Source organism: Salinicola endophyticus (assembly GCF_040536835.1).
Taxonomy (GTDB): domain Bacteria; phylum Pseudomonadota; class Gammaproteobacteria; order Pseudomonadales; family Halomonadaceae; genus Salinicola; species Salinicola endophyticus_A.
The window spans coordinates 1,939,254-1,953,813 of sequence record NZ_CP159578.1 but is presented as its reverse complement, the minus strand read 5'-3'; the positions used below and the strand labels follow the sequence as shown (position 1 = coordinate 1,953,813).

Annotated in this window: 11 protein-coding genes; 2 read left to right on the top strand and 9 right to left on the bottom strand. The window is 67.5% G+C overall.

The features are described 5' to 3' along the window. Positions 1–27: 27 nt before the first annotated feature. Together ABV408_RS08805 and ABV408_RS08800 are read right to left on the bottom strand one after the other, a co-directional pair. Positions 28–741 carry an HAD-IA family hydrolase gene (locus ABV408_RS08805; RefSeq protein WP_353982020.1) on the bottom strand — a complete coding sequence of 238 codons (714 nt, stop codon included), beginning with the start codon at positions 739–741 and terminating at the stop codon, positions 28–30. Then, positions 731–1,678 (bottom strand): RluA family pseudouridine synthase, encoded by a 948-nt coding sequence (locus ABV408_RS08800; RefSeq protein ID WP_353982019.1) that lies wholly within the window; start codon positions 1,676–1,678, stop codon positions 731–733. Before ABV408_RS08800 ends, ABV408_RS08805 begins: the two co-directional genes overlap by 11 nt. A 767-nt stretch (positions 1,679–2,445) precedes the next feature. Here ABV408_RS08800 and rne point away from each other — a divergent pair. After that, entirely contained in the window at positions 2,446–5,910 is a 3,465-nt protein-coding gene (gene rne, locus ABV408_RS08795) for a ribonuclease E (RefSeq protein WP_353982018.1), read from the top strand. A 103-nt stretch (positions 5,911–6,013) separates the two neighbouring features. On the opposite strand, the gene murB is transcribed toward rne, so the two are convergent. The 7 genes from murB to ABV408_RS08760 form a co-directional block, all read right to left on the bottom strand. Beyond that, the gene (gene murB / locus ABV408_RS08790) at positions 6,014–7,045 is read right to left on the bottom strand and encodes a UDP-N-acetylmuramate dehydrogenase (protein ID WP_353982017.1); all 1,032 of its coding nucleotides are present in this window, start codon (positions 7,043–7,045) and stop codon (positions 6,014–6,016) included. After that, positions 7,038–7,541 (bottom strand): low molecular weight protein-tyrosine-phosphatase, encoded by a 504-nt coding sequence (locus ABV408_RS08785; protein WP_353982016.1) that lies wholly within the window; start codon positions 7,539–7,541, stop codon positions 7,038–7,040. The genes murB and ABV408_RS08785 overlap by 8 nt, the downstream gene beginning before the upstream one ends. Further along, positions 7,534–8,310: a 3-deoxy-manno-octulosonate cytidylyltransferase gene (kdsB, locus tag ABV408_RS08780; protein WP_353982015.1), complete on the bottom strand. Its 777-nt coding sequence runs from the start codon at positions 8,308–8,310 to the stop codon at positions 7,534–7,536. The genes ABV408_RS08785 and kdsB overlap by 8 nt, the downstream gene beginning before the upstream one ends. Further along, on the bottom strand, positions 8,307–8,507 hold the full coding sequence (locus ABV408_RS08775) for a Trm112 family protein (RefSeq protein WP_035474558.1): 201 nt from the start codon (positions 8,505–8,507) through the stop codon (positions 8,307–8,309). The genes kdsB and ABV408_RS08775 overlap by 4 nt, the downstream gene beginning before the upstream one ends. Before the next feature lie 96 nt (positions 8,508–8,603). Next, positions 8,604–9,620 carry a tetraacyldisaccharide 4'-kinase gene (lpxK, locus tag ABV408_RS08770; protein ID WP_353982014.1) on the bottom strand — a complete coding sequence of 339 codons (1,017 nt, stop codon included), beginning with the start codon at positions 9,618–9,620 and terminating at the stop codon, positions 8,604–8,606. Continuing rightward, positions 9,617–11,401 carry a lipid A export permease/ATP-binding protein MsbA gene (gene msbA / locus ABV408_RS08765; protein ID WP_405049932.1) on the bottom strand — a complete coding sequence of 595 codons (1,785 nt, stop codon included), beginning with the start codon at positions 11,399–11,401 and terminating at the stop codon, positions 9,617–9,619. Before msbA ends, lpxK begins: the two co-directional genes overlap by 4 nt. Positions 11,402–11,479: 78 nt before the next feature. Beyond that, positions 11,480–13,834, bottom strand: a complete 2,355-nt coding sequence (locus tag ABV408_RS08760; RefSeq protein ID WP_353982012.1) for a DNA internalization-related competence protein ComEC/Rec2 — start codon at positions 13,832–13,834, stop codon at positions 11,480–11,482. Positions 13,835–13,940: 106 nt separating this feature from the next. Between ABV408_RS08760 and ABV408_RS08755 the strand changes: the two genes are divergently transcribed. After that, positions 13,941–14,471 carry a DUF2062 domain-containing protein gene (locus ABV408_RS08755; protein ID WP_207030782.1) on the top strand — a complete coding sequence of 177 codons (531 nt, stop codon included), beginning with the start codon at positions 13,941–13,943 and terminating at the stop codon, positions 14,469–14,471. Positions 14,472–14,560 lie beyond the last annotated feature (89 nt).

Below are 14,560 nucleotides of genomic sequence, written 5' to 3'. Positions count from 1 at the left end.
GATGCGAATGCGTGGCCACGCCGGGTGTCACGCGCGGCCTTCTCCAGCAGGGCCGGGCAACAGCCACTCGACCAGCCCGGCAAAATCATCGACGACCCGTATCGGCTCACTGGCCAGCAGCCGTTCGCGCGCATGGACCCCATAGCTCACCGCCACCCGATCCATGCCCAGCGCCCGCGCCATCTCCAGATCGTACTCGGTATCGCCGACCATGACCGCCGCCTCGGGCGGCAGCTCGCACGCCGCCAGCAGCTCCTCGAGCATTTGCGGATGCGGCTTGGAGCGGGTCTGATCGGCGGTGCGGCTGGCCGCGAACCACTCGCCGCAGCCGTGGTGAGCGAAGACGCGATCGAGCCCCCGCCGGCTTTTGCCGGTGGCCACCGCCAGGCGACACTCAGATGCCTCGCGCAGCCGCGCGATGCCCTCGCGCACGCCGGGGAAGAACGGCGACGGCACCTGGTCGGCGACGCGGAACTGCCGGCTGAACGCGGCCTGCAGCGTATCCCGCTCCAGCGCTCCGATCCCCGGATAGAGCGCCTCCATCGCCTCGGGCAGACCCAACCCGATGATGTCGCGGATTGCCGCCGGTGTCGGCGCCACCCAGCCGAGTTCGTCTGCGGCAACCTCCATGCAGGCGACGATCCGCGCCGCCGAGTCCATCAGCGTGCCGTCCCAGTCGAAGATCACCAGCTGATAGCGGCAGGCACGCGGACGCGCCTGCACACGAACCTCAAGAGGCATGCCGCGCCCGCTCCAGTGCCCGCTCCAGCGATGCCTCCAGCGGCGCCCGCGCCTGCACGTCGCGGCCGCTCTTGGGATCGGGAAAGGTCAGCGTCAGCGCATGCAGGAACAACCGATCGAGCCCCAGCCCTCGGGCCATGCGCTCGCCCTCCGGCGTGCCGTACTTGTCGTCGCCCAGCAGCGCATGCCCGGCGTGGGCCGCGTGCACGCGTATCTGATGCGTGCGCCCGGTGACCGGCTCGGCCTCGATCAGGGTCACCCGGGGCAGCGTCTCGCGCACGGCAAAGCGGGTGCGCGAGACCTTGCCGGCGTCGTCCACGCGCACTCGGCGCTCACCGTTGCCGGCGTCGTAGCGGTCCAGCCGCGCGCTGACATAGTCGCGCCGCGCCGGCCAGCGCCCCTGAACCAGCGCCAGATACTTCTTCTCCATGCGCCGCTCCTTCATGGCGGCGTTGAGCGAGAGCAGCGCGGCGCGATTCTTGGCCAGCAGCAGGCAGCCCGAGGTGTCACGGTCGAGACGGTGAACCAGTTCGAGAAAGTCGAGGTCCTCACGCACCTGGCGCAGCGCTTCGATCAGCCCGATCTTGACCCCGCTGCCGCCATGTACCGCCAGCCCCGAGGGCTTGTTGATCACCAACCAGTCAGGGCTCTCGACCAGCACGCTGCCGGCGAGCAGATTGCGCAGCCCTTCGCTGGCCTCCTTGACCGCGCTCTCCGGCGTCAGCCGCAGCGGCGGCACGCGCACGAGGTCGCCACTCTGCAGCCGATAATCGGCCTTGATCCGCTTCTTGTTGACCCGCACCTCGCCCTTGCGCACGATCCGATAGATCAGCGACTTCGGCGCGCCCTTGAGCCGGGTACGCAGAAAATTGTCGATACGCTGCCCCGCCTGGGACTCGCTGACTTCGATGAACTGGACTTCCTGGCCCTCGGCCATGCTTGACTCCTCGGCAACGCGAATCGGCGGCCTCTGGCGCCGACGGCCGGCCATTCTAACGCACTCCCCGGACGGCGCGACCTCAATTGCCGCCCGCGCGCCATTACTGTTATATTGCGATGTCGCTCAGTGGATATCTCCACGTCGGCGCCAGCCCCTGAATACGCTGGCCGGAGCGAAAAAATGTCTCGATCCCCCAGAGGGTTAGCGAAAGTCACACGCTCTGGGTCGATCAAAACACGTTTGGAACGCCCTGCCCCTGCCGGGAGCCACGCGCTGACGACAACGTCAGCGCATCTCCTCCAGGGAAACCCACAAGTATCGGTGGAAGGCGTCGCCGAACCGAACAATGCCAAGTGATATAGACGGCAGTCTGCGGGACCGGATGCGGCTGATCGATGCGCACCGTGACATGTTCCGCCACCGTTTCGTACTCAACACATGTTCGTGCAGCACCCAGACAAGCAGGTCAGGACAGCAGAGATGCCAAGGTAATCAGCCAGCACGCCAAAGGGCTCGACGAGCGTCGACCCGACTGTGGCCGGGTGGACAAGACACCATCCGGCGCACAGCGACCGGGCAGTCCTTTCGAGTCCCGACGCGGTTCCACGCGTTGGTGACACGCCAAGTTCTTTCTGGCTCACGCTAAGCTTGTTCCTCCTGCGGGGTCGCTCCACCAATGTGCGCGAGCACAGCACGACCGCTTGCGGTTCGTCGTCGCCGATTCAGGCCTGCCTTCCACCGGCACGCTGAATTTGCGAGATGTCATGAAAAGAATGCTGATCAACGCGACCCAACCGGAAGAGTTGCGCGTCGCACTCGTCGATGGCCAACGCCTCTACGATCTGGACATCGAGTCCGGCGCCCGGGAACAGAAGAAGGCCAATATCTACCGGGGCAAGATCACCCGCCTGGAACCCAGCCTGGAAGCCGCCTTCGTCGACTTCGGCGCCGACCGCCACGGCTTTCTGCCGCTCAAGGAGATCTCCCGCGAGTACTTCTCCAAGGAGCCTTCGGGGCGCCCCAATATCAAGGAGGTGCTCAAGGAGGGGCAGGAAGTCATCGTCCAGGTCGACAAGGAGGAGCGCGGCAACAAGGGCGCGGCGCTGACCACCTTCATCAGCCTCGCCGGCCGCTTCCTGGTGCTGATGCCCAACAACCCGCGTGCCGGCGGTATCTCGCGGCGCATCGAGGGCGATGAGCGCAGCCAGCTCAAGGACGCCATGGGCCAGCTCACGCTGCCCGACAAGATGGGCGTGATCGTGCGTACCGCCGGGATCGGCCGCTCATCGGAAGAGCTGCAGTGGGATCTCGACTACCTGGTGCAGGTGTGGGAAGCGATCACCGCCGAAGCGGTCAAGCGCCCTGCCCCCTTCCTGATCTACCGCGAGTCCAACGTCATCATTCGCGCCATGCGCGACTACCTGCGCCAGGATATCGGCGAGGTGCTGATCGACAGCCCCGCCGTTCACGAGGAGGCGCTCAGCTTCATTCGCCAGGTGATGCCCTCCTATCAGCAGAAGATCAAGCTCTACAGCGATGACGTCCCGCTGTTCTCGCGCTTTCAGATCGAGTCGCAAATCGAGACCGCCTACCAGCGCGAGGTCAAGCTACCCTCCGGCGGCTCGGTGGTGATCGACCACACCGAGGCCCTGGTTTCGATCGACATCAACTCGGCACGCGCCACCCGCGGCGCCGACATCGAAGAGACCGCGCTGCAGACCAACCTCGAAGCGGCCGACGAGATCGCCCGCCAGCTGCGTCTGCGCGACATCGGCGGCCTGGTGGTGATCGACTTCATCGACATGTCGCCGGCGCGCAACCAGCGCGAGGTAGAGAACCGCGTGCGTGATGCGCTCAAGCTCGACCGGGCGCGGGTCCAGATCGGACGTATCTCCCGCTTCGGCCTGATGGAGATGTCACGTCAGCGTCTGCGCCCGTCACTGGGTGAGACCAGCGGCGTGGTCTGCCCGCGCTGCGACGGCCAGGGCACGATCCGCGACGTCCGCTCGATGGCCCTCTCGATCCTGCGTCTGATCGAAGAGGAGGCGATGAAGGAGCGCAGCGCGCAGATTCGCGCCATCCTCCCGGTGCCTGTCGCCACCTATCTGCTCAACGAGAAGCGCAACGTGCTCTCCGACGTCGAGCGGCGCCAGAAGGTACGCGTGCTGCTGCTGCCCAACCCGGACATGGACACGCCGCACTACGACGTCCAGCGCCTGCGCGACGATCACGTCTGCGAAGAGGGTGACGAGCACAAGTCGAGCTATGAGCTCTCGGTCGAGAGCGAAGCGATCAAGGAGCCCGAGACCAGCCTGGCCAAACCGATCCAGCGCACTCAGGCGGCCGTGCAGACCGTGCTCCACACCGCCCCTGCCCCGGACTCGCTGCACCAGGAGCCGGAGACGCCCCAACCCGCCGCTGCTCAGCCGAAGTCGCAGCCAGCCAAACCCGAACCGGCCAAGCCCGAGCCCGTCGCCGCGCAGTCGCAGACCGCACATAACGGCGGCCTGATCCAGCTGTTCCGCGGCCTGTTCGGACGCCGTCGCGCCGACGAGGAGGTCTCCCGACCGGCCGGCGACAGCCAGACCCAGGCACGCAGCACAGGCGGCAACGACAAGCCGGCGTCACACAACGCCGGCGGTAACCGTGGCAATCGTAACGGCGACTCGCAGCGTAACGGCGAGCAGCAGCGCAGCGGCGGTGCCAAGCGTGACGGCGACAATGGCAAGCAGGCCGATGCCGGTAACGACAGCCGCCAGGGCAATCGTGGCGACAACCGCCAGGGCAGCGGCAACAATCGCCGGCGCCGGCAGTCGGAGGATCGTCAGAGCGGTAACGACAATCGCAACGATGGTGGACGTAACGGCAATCGCCAGAACGGCAGCGACAACCGTCAAGGCGGTAACGACAACCGCCAGAAGGACGACAATCGCCAGAAGGACGACAACCGCCAGAAAGATGACAGCCGTCAGGGCGGCAGCGACAACCGTCAGAGCGGTGACGACGCGCGCCAGCAAGGCAATCGTCAGCCCCGCCAGGAGAGCCGCGGCAAAGGCGAACGCAGTAGCGAGAACCGCGCCGAGACGGCCAAGCCCGACAACGCCGGCAAGCCCAAGGCGACACGTCAGGCCGATACCGCGGATAGCGCTGCGGCACCGCAGGAGAGCACCGACAGCAAGCCGAAGCGTATGCGCAACAACCCTCGCAACCGCAGCCGCCAGCACGCGCTGAACCCGGCCGCTGCCGAAGAGCAGCAGCGTCTTCAGGCGGCGGCCGCCACGGCGGATAGCGAAGCACCCCAGGCAGACACTGCCGAGGCCAAGCCGGAAGCCGGCGCCAAGCCGGAAGCCGACGCCAAGCCGCAGGCCGCTCAGACCGACGCCGCCAAGGTCGAAGCCAAGCCGGAAACCGACGCCAAGCCGCAGGCCGCTCAGACCGACGCCGCCAAGGCCGAAGCCAAGCCGGAAGCCAAGGCACAGCCGCAGGCCGCTCAGGCCGACGTCGCCAAGGCCGAGGCCAAGCCGGAAACCAAGGCACAGCCGCAGGCTGCTCAGACCGACGCCGCCAAGGCCGAGGCCAAGCCGGAATCCGACGCCAAGCCGGAAATCAAGGCACAGCCGCAGGCCGCTCAGACCGAAGTCGCCAAGACCGAAGCCAAGCCGGAAACCAAGGCACAGCCTCAGGCTGCTCAGACCGACGCCGCCAAGGCCGAGGCCAAGCCGGAAGCCGACGCCAAGCCGCAGGCCGCTCAGACCAACGCCGCCAAGGCCGAAGCCAAGCCGGAAGCCGACGCCAAGCCGCAGGCCGCTCAGACCGACGCCGCCAAGGCCGAGGCCAAGCCGGAAGCCGACGCCAAGCCGCAGGCCGCTCAGACCGACGCTGCCAAGGCCGAGGCCAAGCCGGAAGCCGACATCAAGCCGCAGGCTGCTCAGACCGACGCTGCCAAGTCGGAAGCTGAAACCAAGGCACAGCCGCAGGCTGCTCAGACCGACGCCGCCAAGACCGAGGCCAAGCCGGAAGCCGACGTCAAGCCGCAGGCTGCTCAGACCGACGCTGCCAAGACCGAGGCCAAACCGGAAGCTGAAGCTAAGCCTCAGGTCGCCCAGGCCGAGACCCAGCCGGAAACCAAGGCAGACGAGACCGGCGCTTCACGCCCGCCCCGCCGCCGCCGTGCGCACAACGACCCGCGTGAGAAGCGGCGTCGTGAACAGGGCAACAGCGATAGCTGAACGCGCCCAAAACGCAAAAAGCCCAGACCTCGGTCTGGGCTTTTTGCTGTCAGGGCCAGCGATATCGCTGGCACGCTCATCCGCCGGTGAAGCAGATATGGCGCTAGGCTTCGGACTCGTGGACCTGGCGCGGCTCCCGCTCCAGAGTGATACCGAAGGTGTCGTAAACACGCTCGGCGATCGCCGCGGCGAACGTCAGCAGCTCGCCAAGATCACCGCCTCCGAAATGCACCAGCACCAGTGCCTGACGCTCGTGCACACCGAAAGCGCCCTGCCGCCACCCCTTCAGGCCACAGCGTTCGATCAGCCAGCCTGCGGCCAGCTTGACTTGACCATCAGGTTGGGGATAGCAGGGCAACTCGGGGTAGCGCTGCGTCAACTGCGCCGCGCGCGACGCGCAGACCACCGGGTTCTTGAAGAAACTACCGGCATTGGGCAGCTCCCGCGGGTCGGGCAGCTTCTCTCGGCGAATGGCACAGATGGCTGAGAAGATCTCCTGCAGATCCGGGCGCTTCGATACACGCTCGGCAAGCACACCGTAACCCAACTGCGGTCGCGGGCGGCGCGAAAGGCGCAGCGCCAGCCGCGTGATCACGACCTGATTGGCCAGCTCGCGCTTGAACACGCTGTCACGGTAGCCGAGCGCACAGGCCGCGGACGTCAGCCGATGGCACTGGCCGTCGCGGCGATCGACGAACTCCACCCAGAGCAGCACATCGCCGAGCTCCACGCCGTAGGCACCGATATTCTGGATCGGCGCGGCCCCGGCAAGACCGGGGATCAGCGCCAGATTCTCGATCCCCCACAGCCCGCGCTCGACGCACGCCGTCACCAGCGCGTGCCAGCCGACGCCAGCCCCCACCTCGACCACCACGCTGTCGCCCTCACCCGGGGTGAAGGTCATATCGGGAAGCTCCGGCACCAGCGTCAGGCCAGAAAGATGCGCCGGCAGCAGCAGGTTGCTGCCACCACCGAGCACGCTCAGCGGCCAGTCGTTGGCGTTGGCCAGGCGCAGCGCCGCGGCGACCGCGGCACTGTCCCGCGCGCACCAGAAGCGCTCGGCGATACACGGCAGTGCCATGGTGTTGGCACGACCGAGATCGCGTGCATATTCGAGCGCCTCGGGCTCACCCATGGGGTGCGACCGACAAGCGCTGGGCAAGGCTCTCGGCCAGGCCGGCCACCGCCGCCTCGATCCGATCGATAGCGAACGTGAATCCCGCCTCACCGCCATAGTAGGGATCGGGCACGTCGCTTTCGGGCTCACCGACATAGTGCAGAAGCCGAGCGACACGTGCTCGGCTAGAAACCGGCGCCAGTGCCAGCGTCTGGGCGAGATTGTCGCCATCCATGACCAGTATCTCGTCGTAGCGGTCGAAATCTTCACGTACCAGCTGGCGGGCACGCAGCTCACTCATATCGATTCCCCGCTCCCGCACCGCACGCTGGGCGCGCAGATCCGGGGGCTGACCGACATGCCAGGCACCGGTGCCACAGGAGTCGACCGCGACCCGCTCGCTCAGACCCAGCTGCGCCAGACGCTGGCGCAGCATGCTCTCGGCAGTCGGTGAACGACAGATGTTACCCAGGCAGACGAACAGCACCCGGTAACTCGGCTCACGTTCAGCCATGTGCCCCCCGGGATGCGAAGTGCTCGCGCACCCGCTCCAGATCCTCCTGGGTGTCCACGCCGCCAGGATAGGGCGAGGTGACGTTGGCGACCTGAATCAGGTGGCCATGCTGCAGCGCGCGCAGCTGCTCGAGCTGTTCGAGCTGCTCCAGCGGCGCCGGCAGCCAGCTCACGTACTCGGCCAGAAAGCCGGCGCGATAGGCGTAGAGCCCGATATGCCGGCGCCAGGCGTCGGTCTCCAGCAGCGTCGGCGGTTGGGTCTTCCAGGCATTGCGATCCCACGGGATCGGCGCGCGAGAGAAGTAGAGGGCGCGTCCGCTGAAGTCGGTGATCACCTTGACCACGTTGGGATTGAACAGCGTCTCCACATCATGGATCGGCTCGGCCAGCGTGGCGATCGAAGCGCGCGGGTCGGCTGCCAGACGCTGCGCCACCAGGTCGATGGCCGCGGCCGGCAGCAGCGGCTCATCGCCCTGCACGTTGACCACCAGAGTGTCGGCTGCCAGCGCCAGCGTCTCGGCGACCTCGGCCAGGCGATCGGTCCCGGAGGGATGATCGCCACGGGTCATCACGACCTCGGCGCCGAACGCCCGCGCCGCAGCCTCGATCCGCGCATCATCGGTGGCGATCACGACCCGTGCGGCAAGACTTTCGCCGGCACGCTGCCATACATGCTGCACCATCGGCAGGCCAGCGATCTCCATCAGCGGCTTGCCGGGCAGCCGGCTCGACCCGTAGCGGGCCGGAATGACGACGACGAATTCACTCATGGTGCCGGCGCCGCCTTGCCGAGTTTCTCCTCGGTGCTCATCACCCGGGCTTCGCTCTCGAGCATCACCGGGATACCGTCACGGATCGGGTAAGCCAACCCGCTGACCGAGCTCTTGAGTTCGTTGCGTTCGCGGTCGAAGGTCAGCTCACTGTGGCTGACGGGACAGATCAGCATCGCTATCAATTCCTTGTCCATGGTCTCTCCTCGTGGCGATTCGGGGCGGACGGGTGTCCGCACAACATGTCTCAGGTGGCCGGCGCCTTCCATCACGGGCGCTCGCCGGCGTGGCGACTAGGATGGCCGCTGCCACTGCTCGACGCGTGCCGTCCACCACCGTTCGAAGCCGGCATCCGGCGCGGCGATCACATCCAGCACCCAGCAGCGCTGGTCGGCGAAGTCGCGACACTTGACCCCATCCTTGGCCGTCATCACGATCGGCCGATCGCCTGCGGGCAGGTCGGTGGCGCTGAAGGCGTGATGGTCGGCGAAGCGATGGGCACGATGCTCCACGCCCAGCGCCGTCAGCGTGTCGAAGAAGCGCTGCGGATGGCCGATCCCCGCCAGCGCCTCCACCGGCGCATCGATGGCGAACGGCGGCGTCTCGATCGGCTGAGTCGCGCCGCTGAGCAGATGGCGCCAGGCGCGCGGACGCACCTGCATGGCGAAACGCGGCACACCGGGTGCGTCGCTCTCGGACAGCGGATCGAGCCCACCGTTACCGATCAACGCATCGACCGCTGCCAAGCGCTCGAGGGGCTCACGCAGGGGGCCGCGTGGCAGGCAATGGCGATTGCCGAAGCCACGCTCGCCATCGACCACCGCGACCTCGAGTGTCCGCCCCAGGGCATAATGCTGCAAGCCATCGTCCGCCAGCAGCACGTTGCAGCCGCACGTCTCGATCAGCGTCTGGGCGGCTCGCGGACGGCGCGGGTCGACCGCCACCGCGACCCCACTCTGCTGTGCCAGCATCAGCGGCTCGTCACCGCTGTGCGCTACCGGCGTCTCGGCGTCGACCAGCAGCGGATAGGCAGGCGCCTTGCCGCCATAGCCACGCGACACGATGCCCGGACGCCAGCCCTGCGCCACCAGCCACTCGGCCAGCCAGGCCACCAGCGGCGACTTGCCGGTGCCGCCCACGCTCAGATTGCCCACTACCACCAGCGGCACCGGCGGCTGCCAGACGCCACGTCGGCCTTGCCGATAGGCCGCACGACGGCGGCGAACGGCGCCGCGGTAGAGCGCCTCGAGGGGCTGGAGCAGCCATAGCCAGGGTGCCCCCTGGTACCAGGCGCGCTCGAGTGGCGTCACGTCTGCTCCTGGAACTGCAGCCGATAGAGTGAGGCGTAGGCGCCCTCCTGTGCCAGCAGCTCGGTGTGGGTACCGCTCTCGATCAGCTCGCCCTGCTCCATCACCACGATGCGATCGGCACGCTCGATGGTCGACAGGCGGTGGGCGATGACAAAGGTGGTGCGCCCCTGGCAGACCGTCTCCAGGGCCTGCTGGATATAGCGCTCGGATTCGGTATCCAGCGCCGAGGTCGCCTCGTCGAGAATCAGTATCGGCGCATCCTTGAAGATCGCGCGGGCAATCGCCAGGCGCTGACGCTGACCACCGGAGAGCATCACGCCATTATCACCGACCAGCGTATCGTAGCCCTGCGGCAGATGCTCAATGAACTCGTGCGCATAAGCGGCCTTGGCGCTGGCGATCACCGATTCTCTCGACGCCTCGGGCGCGCCATAGGCGATGTTCTCGGCGATCGTGGTGTTGAACAGCGTCACCTGCTGCGAGACCAGGGCGATCTGCTGGCGCAGCGGTGACAGCTGGTACTCCTGGATATCGATGTCGTCGATCAGAATGCGCCCGGCTGTGGGCCGATAGAAGCGTGGCAGCAGGCTCATCAGGGTCGACTTGCCACTGCCCGAGCGTCCGACGATGGCCACCATCTGCCCCGCCGGGACTTCCAGGTCGATACCCTTGAGCACCTCGGGCTGCCCCTCGTCATAGGCGAAGCGCACCCGCTCGACGCTCACTCGACCGGCAAGCCGGTGCGGTTCGCGCTGGCCCTCGTCGACCTCGGTCGCCTGCTCGAGCAGGCCGAACAGCTCCTGGGAGGCGGAAAGCCCCTTCTGGATGATGCTGTTGACGTCGGTCAGCGAACGAATCGGCTTGGCCATCAGCGACGCGGCGGTAATGAAGGCGACGAACTCACCGGGGGTCATGGCGTTCATCAGCTCGGGGGCCATGGCCAGCCACACCAGACCCGCCAGGGCCAGCGCCACCAGCAGTTGAATCACCGGGGTGCTGGTGGCCTTGGTCATCGCTTCCTTGATGCTCTGCTCGCGGTTGTAGTTGCTCGCCGCCTCGAAGCGTTGCTTCTCGTACGCTTCGGCACCGTGAGTGCGCACCACGCGATAGCCGGTCAGCGCCTCGGAGGCGACATGCGTGACATCCCCCATCGAGTTCTGAATACGCCGGGAGATGCGCCGAAAGCGTTTACTGGTGTAGCGCACCACCAGCCCGATCAGCGGCGTCACCCCCAGGAAGATCAGCGTCAGCAGCCAGTTGGTCCATAGCAGATAGCCGATCAGGCCGATGACGAAGAGCCCCTCACGGAGGATGACGGTGATCGCGTTGGTGGCCGCACCGGTGACCTGTTCGACATGATAGGTCACGCGCGAGATCAGATGACCGCTGGAGTGCATATCGAAGAAGCGCCCCGGCAGATGCAGCATATGGTTGAAGACGTTGCAGCGCAGCTTGTGCACCACATTACGCGCCACGTTGCTCATGTAGTAGGTACCCAGAAAGGTGCCCACGCCCCGCGCGGCGAACATCAGCACCACGAACAGCGGCAGAAAGTAGCGGAAGTCGGCATCGGGATGCTGGATACCGTCGATCAGCCGCTTCATCATCTCCGCCAGTGCGGTGCTGGAGGCGGCATAGATGGCGTAGCCCACGACTGCCAGCGCAAAGGAGCGCCACTCCGAGTGCACATAAGTGAGAAGGCGTCGATAGAGTGCCCAACTGGAAGCTTGTGACACGGTAACTCCGTTCGACTGGATAGAGAGAGCGTCGCCCGCGAGCATGCGGGCCCAGCAGATAGCCGGGCCAGTGCCGGCGCGGGGCGATCAGCATCAGGCCAGCGACACGCGCCGCGGGCGCATTCAGGGGCTGGATTCTACCCCAACATCCCCGGTGTCGACAGTCGCCCGGCGCGACCAGCCGGGATGCCGCTGGGTCTCGACCTCGATGCCGCTCGCGCTCAACACGAAGCGCACGGCACCGTCGTAGGCGGTGTTCCAGACGCGGCTGCCGGCCGCCAGGAAACGTGCCACTACGGCCTCCCTGGGATGGCCGAAGGGGTTGTGACGGCCACTGCTGAAGACCACCTCACGCGGATGCGTCGCCGCCACGAAGCTCGGTGCCGAGCTGGTGACACTGCCGTGGTGGCCGGCCACGAGCACGTCGATACGCCCCATGCCCAGCTGCGGCAAGAGCTGGTGGCGCTCGATGGCGACCCCGGCGTCACCGGTGATCAGCACCCGCCGCGAGCCGAGCGTGACCAGCAGCACGCAGGAGCGGTCGTTGCGCGGCAGTGACGCCGCTCCCGGCGGCGGCGACAGGAACCGCCAGTCGGCGCCATCCGCATGCCAGGCCTCGCCCGCGACGCACGGACGCGATGGCAGCCCCAGAGTATTGCCCCGCGGCGCCCACCAGCGGTCCACGCGGTGCCGAGCCTGAAGCGCCGGCACGCCGCCGGCGTGATCGCGATCGCTGTGGCTCACCACCACCGCGTCGAAGCGCTGACCCGGCGGCCACAGTAGCGTCAGTGGCATGAAACCGGAGCCAAAGCGCGGCCCGGTATCCACCAGCACGCGCTGGTGACGACTGCGCAGCTCGACCAACTGACCCTGGCCGACGTCGTAGACCGTCACCACCAGCGTATCCGGTGGCAACAGCGGCACGCGCAGCAGGGCCACGCTCACCAGCAGCAGCGCGCTGAACCAGAGCCGCAGCCTGAGGGCGAGACCCGGGAGCAGCCAGAGCACTGCCCATAGCAGCAGCGCCAGGGCCAGCGGCCAGTGCCACCACGCCGCCGGCTGCCACAGCGGCACGATCTGGGCGCTCCAGGTCAGCGCCTCAGCCACGCCCCGGGCCAGCAGATCGAATGGCGCCCACACCCAGCCGGCCAGCGTGGGCCAGGCCACCCAGAGCCAGCCACAGAATCCCAGCGGGACCATCAGACTGCCCACCACAGGCACCGCCAGCAGATTGATCAATGGCGCTGCCGGGGCCAGCCGACCGATGGCGAGCAACACCGCTGCCGCCATCACCGGGGCCAACAACCACTGGGTGCGCAGCAGCGCCAGACACCAGCCGCGTATCCCTCGCGGGCGTGGCCGCCCCGACCAGGCCAGGATCAGCACCGCCACCGCCGTGAAAGAGAGCCAGACGCCCGGACGCCAAGGCGCCATGGGGTCGGCGACCACCACCAGCGCCAGTGCCAACCACCACGCCTGCCACCACCCCGGGGCATGCCGCCCACTGGCCACCCATAGGCCGATCGTGGTCATCAGCACGGCACGCAATGTCGGCGGCGCGAAGCCGGCGAGACTGGCATAGGCGAACGCCGCCAGCGCCGCGCCCACCCATGGCCAGGCAGCCAGCCGCCAGGCAGTGGGAGCGAACCAGCGCGCCAGACGCCGCAACAGCCAAAGCATCAGCGCCGCCACCATGCCCACGTGGAGGCCCGAGATCACCATCAGATGGGTGGTGCCGGTGGCGTTGAGTCGTTCCCAGTCGGCCGCCGTCAGGCCATCACCGGCGCCCAGCGTCAGCGCCGCCAGCCAGCGCTTGCCCAGCGCGCTCATCGGCACCGCAGCCAGACGTTCGAGCGCCACCCGACGCAAAGAGAACGGCGCTGGGGCCAGCCGCCGGGCCGTCTCCTCCGCGCGCACGTAACCCAGGGCATGGATATGTTCCCGGCGCAGCCACGCGGCGTAGTCGAAGGTATCCGGATTGGCGAAGCCCAGCGGCGGGCGCAGACGCGCCGTCAGCGCCCAGCGCTCCCCCATCGCCAAGGAGTTGTCGGCGTACCAGGAGAGGCGCACCTGCCCCAACGGCGGGCAGGCGACAGGCTGCGCCAGCGCCTCGCACCGGGTGACGTGCAGCACGAAGCGGGTACGCCGGCCGTCGCGCTGGAGGCTCTCGACCACACCCTGGAGGCGGAACTCCTGCCCCGCCAGCAGCTCGGGCAATCGCCCTGCCCGGTCATGGACCAGCACCAGCGCGCACCAGGCGGCCACCAGCAGACACAGCCCGCCGCCCGTGAGACTCCAGGCCCCACTGCGCCCCACCCGCCGCCATACAATCGCGCCCAGCAGGAGTGCCGACCCCAATAGCGCCAGCCCCACTCCGGTCACTGCAGGCAGCGCCTCGCCGGCGACGGCACCAGCGATCGCTGCCAGCGCCAGCGGCATCGCCAGACCCGGCCGGCACGCCCACCAGCACGCTGTCATTGCCCGCAGGCACCGGCCGCGGCCGGGTGGTAAAGGCCGCTGCAAGACATGGCGAGCCCTCGGCGTTGTATGGATAATGGTCGCTCTTCGTCCAGCGAGCGGTCTCATGTCTCGTCGATGGTTACAACGCTACATCCCCAGTCAGGAGAGACTGCAGCGCACGCGCTCGCTGCGCTTCATGCACCACATGCTGGGCGACCCCGCGCTGTGGATCCTGTCGCGGCGCAGTGTCGGCAACGCCTGTATGGTCGGCTGTTTCTCGGCGATGCTGCCGATTCCGTTCCAGATGGTGCTGGCGGCCTTCGGTGCCTACTGCTTCCGCGGCAACCTGCCGCTCTCGGTGAGCCTGGTGTGGATGACCAACCCGCTCACCATGCCGGTCGTGTTCTACTTCAACTATCGGGTCGGGGCCTGGGTCATGGACTACCCGGCACGCCAGGTGCCCGATCACATCAGCACCGCCTGGATCGCCGGACAGATGGCGCATATCGTGGTGCCGCTGTTCGTCGGCTCGCTGCTGGTCGGGCTGGTGCTGGCGCTCTCGAGCAACCTGCTGGTACGCCTGATCTGGCGCTGGCAGATCGCGCGGAGCTGGCGCCGTCGAGCACGCCATCGCGCCCGGCGTCAGCGCCACTGAACGCGGTACCTGCTTCGCCCGGTGATGACTCGCGCGCCCGTCCCAAAACGACGCCGCCCTGAACGATTGATCGTCCAGGGCGGCGCGTC